The 20296-nt window shown below is 53.0% G+C and carries 16 protein-coding genes; 11 read left to right on the top strand and 5 right to left on the bottom strand.

Annotated elements, in window-relative coordinates:
- The first annotated feature begins 356 nt into the window (after nucleotides 1-356).
- The 3 genes from PsW74_RS02235 to PsW74_RS02245 all read left to right on the top strand — a co-directional run bounded on the left by PsW74_RS02235 (nucleotide 357) and on the right by PsW74_RS02245 (nucleotide 3158).
- A complete protein-coding gene (locus PsW74_RS02235) occupies nucleotides 357-1697 on the top strand; it encodes a YheC/YheD family protein (RefSeq protein WP_063287642.1) in 1341 nt (446 codons plus the stop codon).
- A 180-nt stretch (nucleotides 1698-1877) separates the two neighbouring features.
- Entirely contained in the window at nucleotides 1878-2654 is a 777-nt protein-coding gene (locus tag PsW74_RS02240) for an SDR family oxidoreductase (RefSeq protein ID WP_057462925.1), read from the top strand.
- A gap of 21 nt (nucleotides 2655-2675) precedes the next feature.
- Nucleotides 2676-3158, top strand: a complete 483-nt coding sequence (locus PsW74_RS02245) for a GNAT family N-acetyltransferase (protein ID WP_063287641.1) — start codon at nucleotides 2676-2678, stop codon at nucleotides 3156-3158.
- Here PsW74_RS02245 and PsW74_RS02250 read toward each other — a convergent pair.
- Nucleotides 3112-3927, bottom strand: a complete 816-nt coding sequence (locus tag PsW74_RS02250; protein WP_063287640.1) for an AraC family transcriptional regulator — start codon at nucleotides 3925-3927, stop codon at nucleotides 3112-3114. The genes PsW74_RS02245 and PsW74_RS02250 overlap by 47 nt on opposite strands.
- A gap of 178 nt (nucleotides 3928-4105) precedes the next feature.
- On the opposite strand from PsW74_RS02250, the gene PsW74_RS02255 reads away from it, so the two are divergent.
- Complete coding sequence (locus PsW74_RS02255) at nucleotides 4106-5098, top strand: threonine dehydratase (RefSeq protein ID WP_082830448.1); 993 nt, start codon at nucleotides 4106-4108, stop codon at nucleotides 5096-5098.
- A 48-nt stretch (nucleotides 5099-5146) separates the two neighbouring features.
- Here PsW74_RS02255 and PsW74_RS02260 read toward each other — a convergent pair whose 3' ends face one another.
- Complete coding sequence (locus tag PsW74_RS02260) at nucleotides 5147-8017, bottom strand: DUF2339 domain-containing protein (RefSeq protein WP_063287639.1); 2871 nt, start codon at nucleotides 8015-8017, stop codon at nucleotides 5147-5149.
- Between the two features lie 201 nt (nucleotides 8018-8218).
- The gene (locus tag PsW74_RS02265; RefSeq protein ID WP_063287638.1) at nucleotides 8219-9031 is read right to left on the bottom strand and encodes an SDR family oxidoreductase; all 813 of its coding nucleotides are present in this window, start codon (nucleotides 9029-9031) and stop codon (nucleotides 8219-8221) included.
- 403 nt (nucleotides 9032-9434) lie between these two features.
- Here PsW74_RS02265 and PsW74_RS02270 point away from each other — a divergent pair, with 403 nt between their 5' ends.
- The 4 genes from PsW74_RS02270 (at nucleotide 9435) to PsW74_RS02285 (ending at nucleotide 13628) form a co-directional block, all read left to right on the top strand.
- Nucleotides 9435-11330, top strand: coding sequence for a 2-oxoacid:acceptor oxidoreductase subunit alpha (locus tag PsW74_RS02270; protein ID WP_063287728.1), 1896 nt, complete (start codon nucleotides 9435-9437; stop codon nucleotides 11328-11330).
- The gene (locus tag PsW74_RS02275) at nucleotides 11327-12355 is read left to right on the top strand and encodes a 2-oxoacid:ferredoxin oxidoreductase subunit beta (RefSeq protein ID WP_063287637.1); all 1029 of its coding nucleotides are present in this window, start codon (nucleotides 11327-11329) and stop codon (nucleotides 12353-12355) included. The genes PsW74_RS02270 and PsW74_RS02275 overlap by 4 nt, the downstream gene beginning before the upstream one ends.
- Nucleotides 12356-12537: 182 nt before the next feature.
- On the top strand, nucleotides 12538-12900 hold the full coding sequence (locus tag PsW74_RS02280; protein ID WP_063287636.1) for a VOC family protein: 363 nt from the start codon (nucleotides 12538-12540) through the stop codon (nucleotides 12898-12900).
- A 200-nt stretch (nucleotides 12901-13100) separates the two neighbouring features.
- Nucleotides 13101-13628, top strand: a complete 528-nt coding sequence (locus PsW74_RS02285) for a DUF1566 domain-containing protein (RefSeq protein ID WP_063287635.1) — start codon at nucleotides 13101-13103, stop codon at nucleotides 13626-13628.
- Between the two features lie 3 nt (nucleotides 13629-13631).
- Here the strand turns inward: PsW74_RS02285 and PsW74_RS02290 are convergent, their stop codons facing one another.
- Nucleotides 13632-14339: a DUF930 domain-containing protein gene (locus tag PsW74_RS02290; protein WP_063287634.1), complete on the bottom strand. Its 708-nt coding sequence runs from the start codon at nucleotides 14337-14339 to the stop codon at nucleotides 13632-13634.
- A gap of 338 nt (nucleotides 14340-14677) precedes the next feature.
- Here PsW74_RS02290 and PsW74_RS02295 point away from each other — a divergent pair, with 338 nt between their 5' ends.
- The 3 genes from PsW74_RS02295 to PsW74_RS02305 all read left to right on the top strand — a co-directional run bounded on the left by PsW74_RS02295 (nucleotide 14678) and on the right by PsW74_RS02305 (nucleotide 18554).
- Nucleotides 14678-15892, top strand: coding sequence for an NnrS family protein (locus tag PsW74_RS02295; protein WP_063287633.1), 1215 nt, complete (start codon nucleotides 14678-14680; stop codon nucleotides 15890-15892).
- A 245-nt stretch (nucleotides 15893-16137) separates the two neighbouring features.
- A complete protein-coding gene (locus PsW74_RS02300; protein WP_057462401.1) occupies nucleotides 16138-17283 on the top strand; it encodes a helix-turn-helix transcriptional regulator in 1146 nt (381 codons plus the stop codon).
- 482 nt (nucleotides 17284-17765) lie between these two features.
- Nucleotides 17766-18554: a pentapeptide repeat-containing protein gene (locus tag PsW74_RS02305; RefSeq protein ID WP_063287632.1), complete on the top strand. Its 789-nt coding sequence runs from the start codon at nucleotides 17766-17768 to the stop codon at nucleotides 18552-18554.
- Between the two features lie 78 nt (nucleotides 18555-18632).
- Here PsW74_RS02305 and PsW74_RS02310 read toward each other — a convergent pair whose 3' ends face one another.
- Nucleotides 18633-19616 (bottom strand): TRAP transporter substrate-binding protein, encoded by a 984-nt coding sequence (locus PsW74_RS02310; RefSeq protein ID WP_063287631.1) that lies wholly within the window; start codon nucleotides 19614-19616, stop codon nucleotides 18633-18635.
- Nucleotides 19617-20296: the final 680 nt, after the last annotated feature.

Raw genomic sequence — 20296 nt, forward strand, 5'->3', positions numbered from 1 at the left:
CAGATATTGCGTAAACCACCGATTTTACAGCAACATTTCCATAATAAGACAGAACAATCTTATTAAGAAACGTCACATTCGCCAAGCCAACAAAAAAACCAGGACATGACGGTTTATGTGCAAAAATCGATGAAATACCGATTTGACAGTTCGAACCTTCCTCTCAACCGGCAGTGTACACGTGAATCAGTCATAGATTCGCACTGAGTCGTAAAGCCCCCAAGTACACGCAAAAACCTAAACCATTAGAGCTTTCCCAAGTTCCGCAAGGCTTTGGCGAGAACCTGTCTTGTATGGTCCGGCCCAACCGGTTTCGTCCTGTTTTGTCCTGACTTCCAGCTGATCTTGGGGGGCCTGTGGTTTCCGCTGTCAAACTTCATCTTTATCGTGTGTCCAGTTCAAGCAATGAAGTGGTCTTTTCCAAAGGTGCCCTTCAAAAAATCGGCGCCACAGCCGGTGAACACCTGTCCTTCAAGATAGGTGCCTGTCACCGATTTTCTGCCAAAACGGCAATCAACACAGAGCGCAGGTCAGCCCTTGGCCTCCCAGCAGATGTGTTTGACGAACTCGGCCTTGCGCTCATCGATGGCCTTCATGTTAAGCGGGACGGGGACACCATCCACATCGGCCCGACCATTGGCATCATGGGAGCAGGCAAGTTCGATCCTGAGCGCCGCCACCAGCAGGATATGCTGACATACGCTCAAACCTGCGGCTACATCGCCTTTCTGTTTTCGCCTGAAGATTACAACTGGGCGACAAACACAATCACCGGGGAGACCATGCCCGGTCACCGCCAGCCCGGTCTGCCCCTGCCCACCGCCATTTATAACCGCATTCACACCCGCGATGAAGAGCACAAACTGCGTGTGGAAGCGGTGAAGAACCGGATGCGCGCTCTGGGCTCTCACATCTACAATCCCGGCTTCTTTGATAAATGGGAGGTGCATGAGCACCTGATGTACGGGCAAAAGCTGCGCAAGTACCTGCCCGAAACCCACCGAGCACCGACACCACCGCTTTTAAAGAAGATTCTGGACCGCCATCACTCCGCTTATCTCAAACCCGTTGACGGGCGAGGGGGCAAACTGCTGATGCGCTTGTCCAGGCGCGATAAAGGCTACCGCTTGCAATGGTTGACCGACTTATCCTGCCCGCATGCGGATTTCATGCAGCTGGAAGACGCGTTTGAGTTCGCCTTCAGTCATACGTCACTGGACCAGTATCTGGTGCAGCAAAGTCTCGACTTTTCTTCGTTCGATGGCAGGTCTGTCGATTGCCGCGTTCAGATGCAAAAGGACATCAGCGGCACATGGCGCTGCTTGATGATCGGCCCAAGGGTCTGCGCGCACGGCTGCATCTCCTCCCACTTCAGCCAGGGCGCGGATGTGATTGATCCGGATGATTACTTCACCAACGCGTTTGGCAAGAAGGCCGAGGCGGTGAAAGCGGCTGTGGAGGAATGCGGTTTCGCCATTGCCCATCGTATGGACGACTATCACACCTCTCCAATCGGGGAACTGGGACTGGATATAGGCGTCGACAAAATAGGTTGTCCGAAGCTTCTCGAGATCAACGCCAAGCCCGGACGCATGATCTTTCTCGATCCGCGCCACGCAGAAGCAAGAGTGACAACGCTGGAGGCCAGCATCGATTATGGTGCGTTTCTTTCCGGCTTTGGCGACGAGCCTGAGTGACGAGCGGCAAAACATATAGATGTCAGGAAGGTCTTAGCGCTCCGGTTACTTTGATTGCTGTTTGGCCTGTCAGGCTCTTACGTGTTGAGCAAAAACATACGGCATCTGTACTAAAACAACTCTTTGAGCATCTACGCGAGCAAGATCACGACGAGAGTTCAGTCGCATCTGGAGGTCACTGTGGCGCGGAAACTAAATGAATCCTCAGCAGTCATCGTCGGAGGCACATCCGGCATCGGATTTGCTTCTGCCAAAACACTCCTCCAATCCGGTCTTCAAAAACTTACCATTTGCGCACGGGACGTCACCAAGGGCCGCAATGCTCTGAGCAAACTTGCAGCAGAATTTCCCGGTGCCTATCTGCATTTTGTCCAATGCGACGCTTCAGACCCCGGCCGCACAGAAACCGCTATTACCCATGCGGAACTGGCTATGGGGCGAATCGATGTGCTGGTTAGTACCGGTGGCGGAGGCGTCATCCCCAGACCATTGCATGAGCTGAAACTGCAAGAGCTCATGCCCACAATCACCTCGCTCATGAGCAGTATTCTGCACCCAATTCATGCGGTTTATCCGGTCATGACGAAGCAACGCTGCGGTTCAATTATTTGTTTAACCTCGGATGTTTCCATAATCCCGACCTTTGGCAGCACAGCCGTCGGGTCTGCAACAGCAGGCATCTCCATGTTCTGCCGTGCCCTAGCGGTAGAAGCCAAACAGCATTGCATCCGGGTCAATTGTGTCAGCCCAAGTGTTGTACGTGGAACCCCTCTTTATGATAAGCTTCAAAGAGATCCTTTTGCTGCAAGCCTCATCTCAAAAGTCGAGCAGAACGCTCATCTGGGCGTCATCAAGCCCGACGAAGTAGCCGAAGCGATCAACTTCCTCGCCGGTCCGGGCTCTGCTAAAATAACAGGACAAATCATTAGCGTTTCCGGAGGAGGTACACCGATTTAGATTTTACAGGTCACCAGTCCTATGGAAAGTTTAGAACGTACTTTTACCCTTTCTGAAATGAGCGAAACCCCCGATTTCATTCCCACCATTGCCCATCGCATCTGGCAGACCTGGTGGCGAGACAAAGGCGTTTTGCAAGACGAGATCGAAGTCAAAGTCCGCGCAGCTCTTTGTCCTGAAGCTGTCCCCACCGCCTTTGTTGCCCACCGCGACGGAACATACCTTGGCAGCGCATTGCTGATTGAAAGCGACTTTGCTGCCCGTCCTCAACTGACACCATGGGTCGCCGCCGTGTGGACCGAGGAAGTTCATCGCCGCGAAGGTATTGGCACAGCCCTTGTTGCACGCATGGCCCAACTGGCGTTTGAAAACGGGTACTCACGTGTGTATCTGTGCGCCTCAGACGACAACACCCCGTTCTATGAGAAAATGGGCTGGCGCGTGCTTGAGTATCACGTCAAACAGTTGAACGTGCTGGCGCTGGATAAACCTGCCTCGTCATAAGCTGGGTCGGCGTAACACCAAGGCGTTTTTTAAAAGTCGAGCTCATATGTGCGTGGGAAGAAAACCCGCAGGCATAAGCAACTTGGCTGAGTGTGCTGTGTGGTGCGCCAAGAAGTTTGCGCGCCCGCGCCACACGTCGCTCCACCGCATAATCGTGGGGCGTTTTGCCAGTGGCGCTTTTGAACGCACGATTGAAAAAGCCCGCTGACAGATCCACACATGCGGCCAGATCAGACATGGACATCTGCTGATCAAGGTGATCTTCGACAAACTCTTCCACCCGTTTCAGCCGCATATCAGTCATAGACGCTGCTGATGGAGGATCTTCATAGGCGCCCGCCTGAACTTGCTCTACCACATCCAGCAGAGCATAAAGCTGAGCTTCTATCGCTAAGGTGTCCTGAGGTTTTGCTGCGAGAAGTGCCTTGCGAAGATGAAAAGCAGCTTTGATCGCATCAGGCGAGATGGCATGGTTGAAGCGCATCTGCTCTCCGCGATCTGGTAGGAGTTCAGCTGGTACCGTAAAGGTTAGATACTCGCCGCCGCGCTCGCTCTCCGAGGTGACATCGCATCCCCTCGGCACAAAGGCGAGGCTGTTGGGCCGGGTCCAGAAATCAACCCGGCGATCGCTGTCAAAAGAATGCGCCCCGCGCTGGCTTTCAAACGCAAACCCGATTGAGGCCCGCGCCGCCGTGTAGGCAACAGCATAGGCACGGCTTGGCAACAACTGCAGCTTCCATTTGCTGATAATGTCCCGCGCTGAACTCATAGCCTCAGTTGCTTCAATAGGTTCTTCTTGTTTCCGACGCCCTATCTATAGGCCGACTAACCCACGGCAAACAAGGGGACATTCGCCAAAGGCGTTTAGGTCAGTATTTTGAAAGCCATCATCGGCGTCAGGTTTTAAGCTCAAGGCAAAGTGTTTTTAACTGCCAAAAGGAAATCGAATGCCGCTGTTTTCACTAGAGGATCTGGAAGCTGCCCACACCATTGTTAAGCAGTTTGTCCCCGAAACCCCGTGTTATGCATGGCCATTACTGAAGGAACGTAGTGGTGTTGATGTTTTCGTGAAGCATGAAAACCATACGCCAACAGGCTCGTTCAAGGCTCGTGGCGGGTTCACCTATGTGGATGCTCTGATGAAGTCTGCGCAAAAGCCTGCCGGGCTGGTGACCGCAACGCGTGGCAATCATGGTCAGTCTGTTGCCCTTGGCGCGAGCCGAAGTGGCGTTCCCTCTTACATTGTTGTGCCCGAAGGCAACTCACTGGAAAAGAACGCCGCCATGCGCGCGTTTGGGGCCAATGTGATCATTGCCGGCAAGGATTTTGATGAAAGCCGCGTGGTTGCACAGCAACTGCAGGAAAAGCACGGCTATCATATGGTGCCTCCGTTCCACGAGAACATCGTCAAAGGTGTCTCCACCTATGCGCTGGAGCTGTACCGTGCCGTTGCTGATCTGGATGTGGTCTATGTCCCGATTGGCATGGGCTCCGGCATTTGCAGCCTCATCACGGTTCGCGATCTGCTCGGCCTGAAAACCAAGATCATTGGCGTGACCGCTAAAAACGCAGCTGCCTTTGCACTGTCCTTTAAAGCTGGCAAGGCAATTCAGACGGACACAGCCAACACCTTCGCAGATGGGATGGCCTGCCGCGATCCGCAGGCACAGCCGCTGGAGATCATCCTGAAAGGTGCGGAAGATGTGGTCAGCGTGAGCGAGGCGCAGATTGTTGAAGCGATGGCGGCCTACTACAAAGACACCCACAATCTGGCAGAAGGGGCAGGGGCAGCACCACTAGCCGGCCTGATGGCGAACAAACACAATTTGCAGGGCAAACGGGCAGGCGTGATCCTGACGGGTGGCAACATTGACCTGACCACCTTCCTGAGTGTGATGAACACCCACTTACAGGCAACTGGTGAACTTGCACCAGCCTAACAAAATAGGCCGGAGAGACGTGTTTGTTCTCTCCGGCCTTTTGATGAGTTAAGCCTGATCTTGCTGAGGCTTGAGCTCCGGCTCTTCCTCTTCAACTGGCGTGTCAAACGACAAGAACCGTTTGTTTGCCCAGGCAATACCAACCAGTGTTAGTCCAAGACCAATGAACGATGTCGCGCGGGCAAGACCATAAAGACCCGACATGTCGATGAAGAACACTTTCAGGCAGGTGATGATAATGAACACCAGTCCAGCCTGCCCAACTCGTTTACGTTGCTTCACAGAGGCAAACGCGATCAGCCCAACTGAGAAGATCAGCATCGCGACGGTGTAGCTGTAGAGTTCCTCCAGAACCACACCACGACCTGTCAACACAGGCCCCTGCCAGAAGGCGCGGATCTCCAACCCGACAAACATAACCAGTAAGACGCCCGCCAGACCGCGTGTCGCGTTTTGCAGGTAAGCCTCACGGGTCCAGAAGCGCTCAGTTGCCAGCAACAACGCCAGAGCAGGATACAGATAGGCAATTGAGAGGCTATCAATCGGGAAATAGCCGAAGACGTGGTCCCGAGCCAGTGGGTTGGCCAAAATCGCAACCAGACAGTTCAACACTGCAATGGCCCAGTACCAATGGAATAGCCCTCGTCTCAACTTGGCGAAGGAATTTGAGAAGCTCATCCGCTTCAGCTGAACGGAAACCTGAATTGCCAGAACAAAGGCATAGGACCCATGCATCACATACATCGGCATGTCGCCCTGATCGCGGTAGAACACCTGAAGCAAGGCGCAGAAGAACAGGGACAGGGCTGCCCAGACAGTCGTTTCAAACACAACTGCTTCGCTCTCATCCCCGCGCTGCTGGCCGCGCCACCAGCCAAATGCGCTGAGCGCAAGCACTGGCAGGAACAGCAGCGAAATGTCTGCGTACCCCGCTTCGCCAAATCCGTCGATGTAACGCTGCGTGGTGAAGAAGACCATGCCACTCAGGTAAGCAAAGAACGCCTTTCGCGCTATGCTAAGCCCAAACAGATCTGAGATTTCAAGAACAACAACAGCTCCGATCATGAGAACCATCGGAAGCGTGATCTCGCCAAAGAAGTAGTAGGCAAATGGTAGGAATAGCAGGAAGGCAAGGGCAGCACTGCCCTCAGTTCCAAACTCAAACTTATGCGCTGACTTGCGGAAATAGACCGCCACGCAAACTTGCAGAGCAAGCGCAAACAGGTAGCCAAAGGCTCCGATAGCGCTCAGCAGCTCTGGCGCGTGCAGGGCCGTATAGATAAAATAGATCCCCGCACCAAGACCTGGCAAGGCGACGGCAGACCAGTTCCAGAACCACGCACGCGTTGAAGTTTGACCACGCAGCAAGCTGCCACCTGTCACAGCGGTAATCGTGACCGCCAGAACAGAAAGATAGAACAGCTTATCGTCTGGCACAGATTGCCAGGCCAGCGCCTTCGGCATCCACATCATCAACGCAAAGCCTGCAAGCAGTGCTGGTCCAATCAGGTCAAGGCTTTCCGCTTTACTCAAAAAGAACACATGGGCGACCAGCAAACCGGCGAACATCAGCGTCATTGGCCGCGCCAGACCCATGTCTTCACCCGCAAAGAACAACCCGGTCAGGAGCACGAGACCTGTCACCGCATAGCTTAGCAAAGCTGGATAGGTCTTCTTGTAGTCCCAAAACGTGTTGTCCAATGGCCAGCTGGAGATCGTTGATTTCGGCGGAAAACCAAAGGCAGGCACCGTAATCGTCAGCGCCAGAATTGCGGCCAGCATGAGCGGTGTCAGTTGTTGCTCCGGCATCTGGATCTGCAACAGGAATACCCAGACGAAAACGGAAAGGACGCTGAGTGTGGATAGCCAGATCCAGCGCTGCAAGCGTTCAACCGCAAAACTTGTTGCCAGCACCATCGCAAAATAGAGATAGAGCAGAGCGGACGGTTCTGACCCGCCCACCAGCAGCGGGGAGTAATAGGCTCCGAGAATACCAATGGTCGCGAGCACTGGGCCATAAAGAAGGCCACCGCCAATCGCGAGCCATGACACAAGCGCCGATCCGATGAAGGTGGTCGTTGGGCCAATCAACCCATAAAGCGAATAAGCGCCCACTGTGGCGCCAAATAGAGAGGCAAGACCACCACTGGCCGCTGCAACCAGTGGGCCGAACGGATCAACATGCGCCTCTTTCTGCCGGAAGCGGAAGAACTCGGAGCCAGCAATCAGCAGGACACCAAAGGCCAGCGCACAGCTGATGCGCATGGCTGGTGAGAGGACGCCGTTCTCAATTCCGTATTGAACAAAGAAGATTCCACCGAAAGCAAGCGACAGGGCACCCAGCCAGACAACCCAGTTTTTGCGGACATTGTCGATAACGCTGCGGGCAACACCCGTAAACCACGCTTCACCCGGATCAGTCTTCGGCTGAGGTGGCGTGGTTTGATGCGAGCCTGCTTTCTGCTCAGATTTTGGAGCGTCTTTCTGGGAGTTTTTCTGAGCAAGCGTGTCGCCTTTCTCAGAGACTGAAGCCTGCTCAGAAGCTAGAGCAGCCCGCTTTGCAGCCTGTGCTTTTGCATCCTCTTTCGGAGCTTCTTGTGCAGCGATGCTACTCGGCACAGGAGGTGGCGTTGGTTTCACCACTTCACCCCTGGCATCCACGTCTCTCATCCATGGCTTCTTCGACACAGACGGCACATAAGTTTCACGATGCGTCGCTGGCTTTTCAGCAGCAGTTGGAGCTGTTTGAGCAGTCGCTGCATTCGGAGGCTGGCCCTGCAGCTCAGCCATGCTCTTATGCAGCTCTTTCATCTGCGCATTCAAAAAAGTGAGTTTGAGCGCGATATCTGAGAGGCGGTTGTAAAATGCGAATGCCACACCAAGAAAAAGGGCGACGGCAACAATAATTATGAGTTCCATGAAAACCTGAGGAAGCAAGACTTAAAGAAAAAAGACTGCGGCAAACCTACACGCATTGCCCGTTAAGAGCCACGACAATCTTTCCTGTGCTTGACCTGCAACTTCCTCAACTGGTCTCAGAAGCTTCAAACAAAAAGTAGAGGACACCACCGCATCCTCTGCCCTCAATTTGTACTGTTGGGGGAACGGTACAATTAGACCCTAAAGGCCAAGCTGTTCCTTTAGTCCGCCAATGAATGTTGCATCATCCAGTGCTTTGCGGTTGTCGAGGAACTGGACGGCGTCTGCCCCAGCGCGATAGCGCAGGGTATCGGTGCCGTCCGTGACAGCAGTATAGATGACGTCTGCCACAACGCTTGGCTCGGATGGTTGCATGCCACCGTTCATGGCACCGAATAGCGCTTGCACAACACCCTGGTATTCCGTCATGCTCTCGTCATTGGTGAAGTCGAAAGAACGACCGGCGAAATCGGTGCTGATCATTCCGGGTTCAACAATCTTCATCTTGATGCCAGCAGCCTCCAGTTCAAAGTGAAGCGCCTCTGAAATGCCTTCAACCGCAAACTTTGTGCCGTGATACAGCGCGCCGAGCGGGAAGGTCATCTGGCCACCGATGGAGGAAATGTTCACAATCGTACCGGATTTGTTGGCGCGAAGGTGGGGCAGGACACCTTTTGTCACCGCAATCAGGCCGATGACGTTGGTTTCAAACTGGCGGCGTACTTTCTCCATGGAAAATGCTTCCAGCGGGCCATAAGCGCCATACCCGGCGTTGTTGAGCAGCACGTCAATTTTGCCAAAGCGCGCAATGCCCTCAGCAACAGCCGTTTCAATGGAAGCTTCATCCGTCACATCCAGACGGGTCACAAGAGTATTATCAAGCTGCGTCAGCTCCTCTTCCTTTTCGGGCTGGCGCATGGTTGCGATCACGTTCCAGCCTTTGTCGTGAAAGGACTGTGCGGTGATCTTGCCAATGCCAGAGGACGCGCCTGTGATGAGAATAGTGTTGGACATGAGAAACTCCTGAAACCTTATGCGAGATGTCTTTTTGGAACTCGCTTGTTATTCTTCGTCTCTGTCAAACTAGGGATGCAGTTGGATCGGTTCAAAGCCATATCGCGCCAAATGACTCGCAAATGACGCCAAACTTAAATCTGTCAGGGTGCAGAACGAGAATGGACGGGATACAGGGGAAAACATGAGGCCGAAACCACCAAGATCGGTACAACTGCTGAGAGCTGTTCGACCAATTACCAGCGGGCTGCGTTAACGGGTCGCAACTCCATTCCTGCTATTACAGGCTACAAAAAGCCACAGAGAAGTGGGTATTCTGGCTCAGCTGATTGGCAATGTCCTGAGGGACAAAAGAACAGACGAGATTTCTGCCACTGCCGCTGCCAGTATTTTGGAGCCGATTATGCAGAACGGACTGGAACACAGCACAACAACGCGTGAACTTCCTGTCTCCCAGCAGCCGGAGGTCGACTATGTGCGCGTCCGCTTTGCCGGAGACTCGGGCGACGGCATTCAGATGACGGGCACGCGGCTGGCTGAAAGTGCTGCCAGATTTGGCAATGACATTGCAACCTTCCCGGATTTTCCGGCGGATATACGCGCCCCAAGCGGAACGATCTACGGTGTCTCAGCCTATTCCCTCAATATCGGCCACACCGAGGTGGACACGTTTGGTGATGAAACCGACGCGTTGGTGGCGCTGAACCCGGCAGCCTTGCGTAAGTATCTGGAAGGTGTGAAGCAGAACGGTCTGCTGATCATCGATATGGACGCCTTTACCGAGCGCGCCATCACCAAAGCAGGTTTTTCCACCAATCCGTTGGAAGATGGGTCACTCTCCAGCTTTCGCGTGCTGCCATTGGAGATCACCAGCAACACAGAAAAAGCGCTGAAGGAAACAGGCCTTTCCGCAAAGGATGCCCGGCGCAGTAAGAACATGTGGACCCTTGGCCTCGTGCTTTGGCTATTCGAGCGCTCCACCGCAGATGTTGAGCATTGGATCGAGCAGAAGTTCCACAAAAAACCGGATGTAGCCAAAGCCAACATCATGGCGCTGCAGGCAGGCCACCTTTACGGGGAAGTCAGCGATCTGCCGCCGGATGTTTCCCGCTACCGCATTCAGCCAGCTCCCTTAATGGAAGGCGAGTATCGGTCCATCAATGGCAACGAGGGCATGGCCTATGGCCTTTATGCCGGTGCAACCCTTGCCAATCTTGAACTGTTTTACGGCTCCTACCCAATCACGCCAGCCTCTCCACTGCTGCACACAGTGGCAAAGTTGAAGGAGCTGGGTGCGATTTCGTTTCAGGCGGAAGATGAGATTGCCGCCATCTGCGCAGCTATCGGCGCTTCTTATGCCGGACATCTGGGCGTGACGGGCTCTTCCGGTCCCGGCATAGCACTGAAGACGGAAGCCATCGGCCTTGCCATCATGACAGAGCTGCCGCTGGTGATCGTCAACGTCCAGCGCGGTGGTCCTTCCACTGGCCTGCCAACTAAGACGGAGCAGTCCGATCTGTTTCAGGCCATCTGGGGCCGCAATGGGGATGCACCGCTGCCTGTCATCGCACCAGCCCATCCGGGTGAATGCTTTGACATGGGCGTGGAAGCAGCCAAGCTGGCCACAAAGCACATGACACCACTCATGGTGCTTACTGATGGCTACATTGCCAATGCCAGTGCCCCATGGAAACTACCGGACTTCAGTGATCCAGCCTATGCTCCATTCCCGGTCAAGAAAGCCACAGATCCAGAGGGTTTCCTGCCCTATGACCACGATCCCGACACCATGGCCCGCCCGTGGGCTGTGCCGGGCACTGCTGACTTGATGCACCGCATTGGCGGGCTGGAGAAGCAGGCGGGCAGTGGCAACATCTCGTATGATGGTGAGAACCACCAGCTTATGACCCAGATCCGCGCCCAAAAGCTGGAGGCCATGGCGAAAAGCATTCCGCCGCAACATGTGGAATCTGGAGAGGCCACCGGCAAGTTGGCCTTACTCGGCTGGGGTTCCAGCTGGGGTCCAATCCGTGTGGCAGCCCGCCGTGCAGAACTGGAAGGCAAGTCCGTCTCCCACATTCACCTGCGCCACCTCTGGCCTTTGCCGCCCAATCTGGAGGAGCTGCTCTCAGGGTTTGATCGGGTGATCATTCCAGAAATGAATAACGGCCAACTGGCAACGGTTCTTCGTAGCCAAATGGATGTTCCGGTTGAGAGCGTTTCCTGCGTGAAGGGACGTCCATTCCTCGTCCGCGAAATCGCCAAAATCATTGAGGATGCGCTGGGAGTTTCATCATGACTGACCTGAAACCAAAAGATTTCGCCAGTTCTCTCGATGTTCGCTGGTGCCCGGGCTGCGGTGATTACGCAGTTTTGAAAAGCCTGCACAAGATGCTGGCAGACACAGGCGCAAAGCTGGAAGACACCCTGTGCGTTTCCGGCATCGGCTGCTCCTCCCGCTTACCATACTACATGGCAACCTATGGCTTCCACACAATCCATGGACGTGCACCTGCAATTGCTTCCGGTGCAAAGCTTGCTAATCCTGAGCTGGATGTGTGGGTGTTCACGGGTGATGGGGACGGCCTGTCCATCGGAGGCAACCATCTGCTCCACGCGCTGCGCCGAAATCTTGATATGCAGATCGTGCTGTTTAACAACCAGATTTACGGCCTGACCAAAGGCCAGTACTCGCCAACCTCGCAAAAGGGCATGCGCACGCCGAGTTCTCCGGGCGGTACAGTGGAAATGCCACTCAACCCGGCTCGCTTTGCCATTGGGGCAGGCTCCAAGTTCATCGCTCGCAGCATTGACACACAGGCCAAAGTGCTTGGCCCTATTTTGCAAGAGGCACGCGACTTTGACGGCACCGCCTTCGTGGAAGTGCTGCAGAACTGTGTGATCTTCAACGACGGTGTGTTTGATCACCTGAAAGATAAGAAGCAGGGGCCGGACCACACCATCGTCGTGGAACATGGTCAGCCCATGGTGTTTGGCGTCAACAAAGACAAAGGCATTCGCGTGAAACCCGGCGGGTTTGGGCTGGATATCGTTTCATTGGAAGAAGACGGCGTGACCGAAGCAGACCTACTGGTCCATGACGAAACCAACCACGCACTGGCCGTCGCTCTGGCAGAGCTTGGTGAGAAAGACGGCGAGCCAACCGTCCTCGGCATCCTGTTCCGCGAACAAGCCACCGAATTCGGCACCGCCAGCCGCATCGGCCTGCCAGAAAAGCCCCTGAGCATGACCGAAAAACTCATTCACCTTTCCGCAACCTTGCGTGCAGCAGAAACGTGGGATGTGGGAGAGGACGCGGCTTAATTCCAACCATTGCTCACTCACCAGAACCTGACAAGCCTTGCTTCAGGTTCTGGTGAGCCGGTTTATCTAAACCAATCAACCCAAACCACCATCATCCTCTGATCAGCTCTTGAAGCTTTTGCCTTGCGAAGCTCAAGGCAATTGAGGAGTATGTTCTGCGGCCAGCATTTGGGGGAACTACTATGGAAAAAGTTACAGGAATTGGAGGGATCTTCTTTAGAGCAAAAGATCCTGCAGCTGTCGCTCAGTGGTACGAGCAACATCTGGGTATTAATCTGGCGCCAACAAATATGGAGATGCCACCCTGGGTCTCAACTGAGGGCGTCACCGTGTTCTCGCCCTTTGCTCAGGACACCGACTATTTTCCGCCAGACCACAGCTTCATGCTCAACTTCCGTGTGGCGGATCTGGACAAAATGCTCAACCAGCTTCGCGAGGCTGGTATCGAAATCTCTCAGGAGCAAACCATGGATGGCATTGGTCGCTTTGCCAGAATTCATGATCCGGAAGGCAATCCCGTTGAGCTTTGGGAACCAACGGCATAACGCGTCCTTCATCTTTTAAGAGATTAAGAGCGGCCCCAATCCGTTCTTCTTTGCAGGACGCACAGGTTAATCATGGAAATACCCAAGCTGCCATAAACACACCACTATTTCCCGTCAGTGAAGTGAAATAGCGCTGCGGTTTGCTTGATAAAACATGCACGCACCGCGATCTTTCAAAAATCACTTTGCGATGTTTTATAATGACAAAAAAGCCTTTCGTCCTCACCACAGGTGCCGCTCTCAGCCTCTTCCTGTCAGCCTTCCCCGCCGCTGCGCAACTTGATTGCAGCAACAAACCTGCCTTGCAAGAGCGCTTTACTCTTGAAGGAGCTCTGGTCAATCAAACCGGTTTCGCGTTGGAATGGAAACGCTGCGCAGAAGGCATGACGTGGGAAAGCAATAGTAAGAGCTGTTCCGGTGAACCAATGCAGGTAGGGCAAGACATCGCGGCCTCTCATTTTGCAGAGAACAGCCAAGGCTGGCGTCTGCCAACAATCCGCGAGCTTTATGGCCTGCTGGATTCCACCTGCGCTGATAAAGACGAACTACACGCCCTGTTTCCAGACCTTACAGCACCAGCCTTCACCGACTACGCTGACTTCTGGTCCGCCACTGGAGACCAGAAGCTGAAAGGCATGTACTACTATCTGGACTTCGTCACCTACGCCCTAGACTTCCACAGCCAGGGCTACTCCCTGGCCGTCCGAGCCGTTCGCGACACAAAATAACCTTCACTCCGCAAACAGAAAATGATCGTCCCACTCTGACCGTGCGATGACGTCACCTGCCAGGAACTCCAGAGCGGTGACGAGGTTGGTGGTGGGGTTGTAGGTGCATTTGTAGGTGAGGTGGTACCAGTCGCCTTTGCTGCGGAAGGCGGCGCCGTCCGCGCTGACGGAATTACCGAAGACCACCGGGTCTTTATAAGCAAAGGCGACCACACGTTCCGGGTTGAAGCTCTCGTTCCATAACTGGATTTGCTCCATCACTTCCAGATTGCACAGCTGCTCGCGCTGGTCGGATGGGTCAAACAGAACCAGCGACTCTTTCAATTCTTTGTTTTCTGGCGCGTCCAGCAAACGGCCCAACTGAAAGTGCTGCGCAACAACCGGTTGCGGGGTTTGGATAACTTCTTCTCTCACAACTGCCGGCGGCAAAGGTTGCGGGGCTGCTTGTTCCAGTGGAGCAGAGGAGAGCGATGCAGTTGGTGTTTCTTGTGGGACTGGCGGTGCGATGAGTTGCTCAAACTGAGCAGTGCCAATGAGTTCGACGCCAATGCTTTTGACCGGGCTTCCCCGAAAGCTACGAGGCAGATGCGACATGGCCAGCACCCAGTAGGCGAACAGATGCACCATTAAAGAGGACGCAAACACCAGCGTATAGGTCTTGTTGGACCCCGCAATGACATAGCTGTTTCTGTCTGCCTGCAATGCGTGCAATGAATCAATCCTGTGTCCCGTCGCTCGATATGGTCAGACTCAAGGCAGAACAAGGCAAAAATCCGGCAGAGCCTCTCACATTTCAACTTACCCGCAACTGATTGAACAGGCCCGCCGTCCTACTGAAATCAGTGCCTTAAACGTCATGTACAAACGGCCGGAGCGCCTATTTTAGAATTATTTGACATTGCACAAATATGAGTATTAGTTTCATGTTTATAAGGAATGATAAGTGGAGAAGTTCGACCATCGCTCCATCCCTTCTGGTCGAATGCGTTTCCTGTGCCTTGATAAGAAAATGAGCGAAGGCAGATCCTTCGCCGACCGAGATCTGATAAATGCAGCAAACACAAACTATGCCGAAGCATCCCAGAGCGAGCGCAGCTTTCTCCTGGGAAGCATTTTTATCCCTCGGCTTTCGTCCGTTCTATATTGCTGGTGCAGCGTATGCAGCGATCAGCGTTCCGCTTTGGGTTGCCTCCATTATCGGTTTTGTCGAGATCAATGGCCCACTTGAAGGTGTGCTCTGGCATTCTCATGAGCTGATCTTTGGCTTTGCGGTCGCCATTCTCATCGGCTTCCTCTACACCGCCGTTCAAAACTGGACGGGCCGGCGTACGCCGAATGGCTTGGTTCTGGGCGGGCTGCTTGCCTTATGGCTGGCGGCGCGTGTGCTCTTGTTTGTGGGCAGTGGACCACTTGGGTCTCTCGGGCAAATTCTTGATCTTCTCTTCCTGCCTCTTGCCGCTCTTGGCATCGCAATTCCGTTGTATCAGGCGAAAAACAAACGCAACTACTTCGCGGTGGCTTTGCTGCTGGTGCTGGCTGTGGCAAACGGTCTGTTCCACGCCATTGCGTTGGATCTGATCAGTTATGACTCTGCCGATGTGTTCCTCTGGGCTGTTGATGTCTTCGCGATCTTCGTAACCGTCATTGGTGGGCGCATTATCCCGCTCTTCACCAACAATGCCCTCGGTGTGAAACGCGCAGTGCGCAACCAGCGCCTTGAAGATGCAATTGGTCTTGGCATGGTGCTGCTGCTGGTCAGCGACATCTATTTTGGCATGAGCTATGAGGCTGCAACCCTACGCGCGGTTGGCCTGCTGGTGCTTGCCGGACTGCACATTGTAAAGATGGGCCTGTGGCGCCCTCAGATTACATGGGGCAAACCGATCCTCTGGATCCTGCCGGTTTCCTACGCCTGGCTGCCAATTGCATTGCTGCTGCGGGCAGGGGCTTTGCTAGACGCGCCATGGGATCAGGTGCTGGCGATCCACGCGATCACCGTTGGTTCCATCGCGGGTATGATGCTGGCCATGATGACACGCAGTGCGCTGGGTCACTCCGGCAGACCACTTCAACCAACATGGGTTGAGATCGCGATCTACTATCTCATTGTCATGAGTGCAGCGGTGCGGGTGTTTGGTATTCTCCTATATCCGCAGGGTTATTTCATGGTTCTGGGTCTTTCAGCCCTGTGCTGGGTTGGTGCATTTGGCCTCTTTACCGTTAGATACTGGGGCATTGTCACCCGGCCAAATACAATCTTCTAAAACCACAAAGGCCCGGTTTTCCGGGCCTTTCCTGTATTCAAGCACACCTCTTTATTCAGAATATTCTCATATATACCTATGCACTGTTGCTGATATATCGCAGCGTCAGTTTCTTTTTAGACCAAACGGTCAACTTACTTGATTTAACCCGTCTGACGGCTCAATACTTAAGCGGTTTCTTTATTAGAGATCTTTGATTACCGCTCTGTACCACTCCTTTCGAGCCATATTGCAGACCATAGATTATGACACCGCTCCTTGATCAGAGTATCAGCGATATCTTCCGGACCTTCATGAATGAAGAGCCTCTGGAAAATGCGTTGAAGCAACTGCAGACAAAGTACTCAGAGTTTCCCTTTGCCATCAATGTGCAAAGCCTGGCAGACCGTCACTATGACTATCGCAAGGTTTTGAATGTGGGGCAGGCCTTCCACGACAGCTTTGCGCCCGTTGCCCAGCTCAATCCGCTGCCCTCCGTTTTAAAGCGGGTTGATATTGAAGAGCCCTGCCGCCCGCATCGTCATTTCCGTAAAGAAGACATCCACGCTGATTATGTCGGCAACTTCATTGAGCCCAACGACAATATCGATCGCGCTATTACTCTGATGATCGATCGTCAGAACGGTTTGTGTTCCTACATCAACATCTCCCTTCCTTATGCTGTGTCAGAAAGAGATGAGGACCAGCTCTATGAGGAAGTGAAGTTCCTGCAGCCGTATTTCCGCAATGCTTTTCAGCTGGCTTTGCAGCGTCGCATGCGCGAGGCGGTTGCGCCCACCAAGGCGTTGGGCAAGTTCTGGCTGGAGCAGATGCCATTCAGCGCTCTGGTGGTGGATGAAAACAGCGGCGTGCAGGTGATGAACGGGCGCGCAGAAAAGCTGCTGAGCAAGCACACCAACTTACAACTTGGGCGTTATATGCGGCTCTCTGCCAAGGCAGTGGATGAGGCGAGCGCACTGGAAAGCGCAGTCAGGCAGTCCATCTACACCCACACTCTGCCGTCTCCGGTCATCATCCGTAATGAATTTGGTCCGAACACACTGGTCTTTATCCAGCCTATCGAGACCCAAAAGGACGCTCCTGCGTATCTCTCGCAATTTTTGGCCAGACCAAAATACTGCCTGATGATGATCTTTGATCCGACCGATTTTGCTGAAGTGCCAGACAAGATGATCAGCCATCTGCTGAATCTCACCCCGAAGGAAACTGAGGTTGTGAAGGCGCTGACCAATGGTGCGTCAACACGAGACGCTGCTGAGCAACTCGGCATTTCTTACAATACCGCACGAAACCACATCGCCAACGTGTCCCGGCGGCTGGATGTTGGCTCGCAAACAGAGATCGTGCGGCTGGTGATGACCACGCTTTCACGCTATCCGTGGCAGGCCTGATATAATCCCTTCAGGGTTTTCCCTCAGTGGCCTAAACCCACCCCCTCAATTTCATGCATCTGACATATTGGCGAGGAAAATAATCTGATATTTTCGCTAGATATATCAGCGCGTTACCACCCTATTTTAGAATTTTATGTTTTTCTGCAGAAAATTAGTGCAATTGCATCAAGTCACCTCGAAAAATTCTGAGTAAATTTAACTCAGCAAACAAGAGGCGTCGGGAGCACAGGTTTTCGGAGGCAGTCTTGGCACAGAAGGCATACCTTCAACCGCAATTCGGTCCTTAAGTTTGCTGCTTGGTGGTTTGTTTGCTTGGGAAATGAGCCACCTGTATTGTTGCAAATTATTGCCTAGCCGGCTTAGCCTTCCATATTTCAAAAGGCGACGCCGGTCTTTTCTTGCTTAATTGAACCTGTCGGATTGAACGCACCCACTGCACATGGCACAGTGGTTGTCTCCTCGTTCATCACGGTGCTCACATGACTTCCTCAGATACTTCCACCGCTCTCACCTATGAAAAATTCTCGGCTCTTTTGGAATCTGGCAGACCAATTGAAGATGCTGAGCTGGAAGCATCCTGGCTTGAGGGCAAAGACCTGCGGGATGCGCAGTTTCTCAATTGTAGTTTTGAGCCGGAAGGTGACTTCAATTCCGTAGATTTTCGTGAAAGCAGCTGGAAAGACACCCAGTTCCCGGCCTGCACCTTTAAGAGCTGCGATCTGCGTGAGGCGAAGTTTGAAAACTGCAGCTTTTATTATGCCGACACACGGGCAGGCGGGTGCTTTCGCCATGCAGACCTTAGTAATGTGGAGTTTCACAACTGCGATCTGCGCCTCACCATCTTTCCGTATTCGCAAATGTTCTGCATCACCTTCCAGAATTCCCGGTTGACGGGCGCCTCACTTGCGGGCTGTGACTTTGGCAAGGTTGCGGGCAAGCGTGCGTTGAAGACACGGGCAACATTCACCGACTGCCAGCTGAACTACGCAACCCTGTCTGATCTGGATCTGGAGGAATGCATTCTCACCGACTGCGATCTGACCAGCAGCAACCTGTCCAACACGAACCTGACCAATGCAGACCTGAAGCGCAGCACGCTTTCTGATGCGGAAACGGAAGATCTTGACCTGACCTACGCGGATTTGCGAGGTGCTGATGTGGGTGCACTCTTCTTAACAAGCCTGCGCGGATATCGGGGCATGATTGTTTCTGCCAGCCAGCAACACCTTCTGTTGCACAGCCTCGGCATCAAGGTTGACCCGGACTAAAGCCGGCACAGTCTTCCATACAAAAACCCCGCCTCAGGTGAGACGGGGTTTAAGTTCATTGCCCGGAGAGTATTTTGCTTATTTTGCAAGGCCTTTGATGCGTGCAACCAGATCAGCCAGTTGAGGTGACTTTTCTGCAAGCGCGTCATGCATTGGCAGAACTGCGCTGATGAATGGAGCTTTTTCTACTTCCACAAACTTCACCTGAAGCTTGGTTTTTGCAGCTTCAATCGCTTCAAGGGTCTGCTTGTTGTAAAGCTCGCGGTGGAAGTCCATCATTTCACGTGCAGCTGTTTTCAGCGCTTTCTGGCTATCTGCTTCCAGACCATCCCACACTTTGGTGGAGACCATCAGAACGCCAGGGATCATGGTGTGCTCGTCACGGGAGTAGACTTTTGCAACTTCACCGTGGCGCACATCAACCAATGCCTGCGGGTTGTTTTCAGCACCATCAACCACGCCCTGCTGCAGAGCGGAATACAGCTCGCCGAAGGAGATTGGGGTTGGTGCGCCGCCAAGCAGTTCAACCATCTGGATTGCGGACGGGGAAGGCTGCACGCGGATCTTCATACCCTTCAGATCAGCTGGGCTGTTGATTGCTTTGTTTGCGTAGAACGAGCGGGAACCGTCCACCATAAATGCCAGACCAACAAAGCCTTTGTCCTTGGAAGCCATGAAGACGTCTTCAGCAACATCAGAAGTCAGCACTTTGTAATAGTGATCTTCGCTCTCAAAGATGTATGGGAGGGTCAACGCAGAATATGACTCTTCAAAGGCTTCCATTTCTGCTGCATTGGAACGGGCCATGTCCAAAAGACCGTTCTGCATCAGTTCAACGGATTCACGCTGTGTGCCAAGCTGCGCGTTTGCGAAGATGCGCATTTTAACATCACCGCCGGAAAGCTCTTTAACGCGCTTTGCCATGAACTCCAGAGAGATATGTGCCGGGTTGTCAGTCGGCAGGTTATGGCTGACCTTCAGGGTCTTCGCTTCTGCAACGGTCGCGCCCACCATAAGAGCAGATGTAAGCACAGCACCAATAAAATGAGACTTGCGGAACATTCTTCTAAATTCTCCCTTGAAGTACACAGACAAACGACGCCTGCTACGGAATTCCCGATTTATCGAAATGAGACCGATCTTCCCTTCGGCGACATCCCTTACCAGTATTTCTGACCAATTTCACAAAAAGGTCAACCAAAATATCAAATCTAGGTGTTGGCACTGACAATTGGTCATGCCTCATGAAACACACCCCATAAAACGAAACGTAGATGATGCAAGTCACATAACCTTCATGAAAAGTGAGGTTTACTAATACTTTCTAAGTAATAATAATATTAGCATCAACTTACATCCAACGCAGCTTGCAGTAACCGCCCTCTATATTTCAATGCTAGGCCTTATGCTAAATCTGACAGAAACTTACATTTAACTATACTGACTGGCATGCATTGGCAGCCGATCAGAAATAATGTCCGACCTCTCGATCGAAATCACCCAAATAGGTCGACCAAATACATACAATCTCAGAGCAGCTCCCAGTTTATCCCGAGAGAGATTCGTATTCTTTGGCAGTTCTGAGCTCTTTCAAAATTGGCTGACCAAAACCTCGAACCATTTCAACCAAATGATAATCTGCAGTCCAAACATTGTTATGGGAACAATATAAAAGTGCGTAAGATCGGTTTTTCCTCGCATCGCCGCGCACTTTACTAGATATATCAGCCTTGCTTTTTATC

The organism is Pseudovibrio sp. W74 (assembly GCF_001623085.1).
Taxonomy (GTDB): Bacteria; Pseudomonadota; Alphaproteobacteria; order Rhizobiales; family Stappiaceae; genus Pseudovibrio.

What these genes read in the sequence shown, in the direction of transcription:
- PsW74_RS02280 (WP_063287636.1), top strand. Translation starts at nt 12,538, where the DNA reads ATGGAAAAAGTTACAGGAATTGGAGGGATCTTCTTTAGAGCAAAAGAT.
- PsW74_RS02260 (WP_063287639.1), bottom strand. Translation starts at nt 8,017, where the DNA reads ATGGAACTCATAATTATTGTTGCCGTCGCCCTTTTTCTTGGTGTGGCA.
- PsW74_RS02310 (WP_063287631.1), bottom strand. Translation starts at nt 19,616, where the DNA reads ATGTTCCGCAAGTCTCATTTTATTGGTGCTGTGCTTACATCTGCTCTT.
- PsW74_RS02275 (WP_063287637.1), top strand. Translation starts at nt 11,327, where the DNA reads ATGACTGACCTGAAACCAAAAGATTTCGCCAGTTCTCTCGATGTTCGC.
- PsW74_RS02305 (WP_063287632.1), top strand. Translation starts at nt 17,766, where the DNA reads ATGACTTCCTCAGATACTTCCACCGCTCTCACCTATGAAAAATTCTCG.
- PsW74_RS02250 (WP_063287640.1), bottom strand. Translation starts at nt 3,927, where the DNA reads ATGAGTTCAGCGCGGGACATTATCAGCAAATGGAAGCTGCAGTTGTTG.
- PsW74_RS02255 (WP_082830448.1), top strand. Translation starts at nt 4,106, where the DNA reads ATGCCGCTGTTTTCACTAGAGGATCTGGAAGCTGCCCACACCATTGTT.
- PsW74_RS02295 (WP_063287633.1), top strand. Translation starts at nt 14,678, where the DNA reads ATGCAGCAAACACAAACTATGCCGAAGCATCCCAGAGCGAGCGCAGCT.
- PsW74_RS02265 (WP_063287638.1), bottom strand. Translation starts at nt 9,031, where the DNA reads ATGTCCAACACTATTCTCATCACAGGCGCGTCCTCTGGCATTGGCAAG.
- PsW74_RS02270 (WP_063287728.1), top strand. Translation starts at nt 9,435, where the DNA reads ATGCAGAACGGACTGGAACACAGCACAACAACGCGTGAACTTCCTGTC.
- PsW74_RS02300 (WP_057462401.1), top strand. Translation starts at nt 16,138, where the DNA reads ATGACACCGCTCCTTGATCAGAGTATCAGCGATATCTTCCGGACCTTC.
- PsW74_RS02285 (WP_063287635.1), top strand. Translation starts at nt 13,101, where the DNA reads ATGACAAAAAAGCCTTTCGTCCTCACCACAGGTGCCGCTCTCAGCCTC.
- PsW74_RS02245 (WP_063287641.1), top strand. Translation starts at nt 2,676, where the DNA reads ATGGAAAGTTTAGAACGTACTTTTACCCTTTCTGAAATGAGCGAAACC.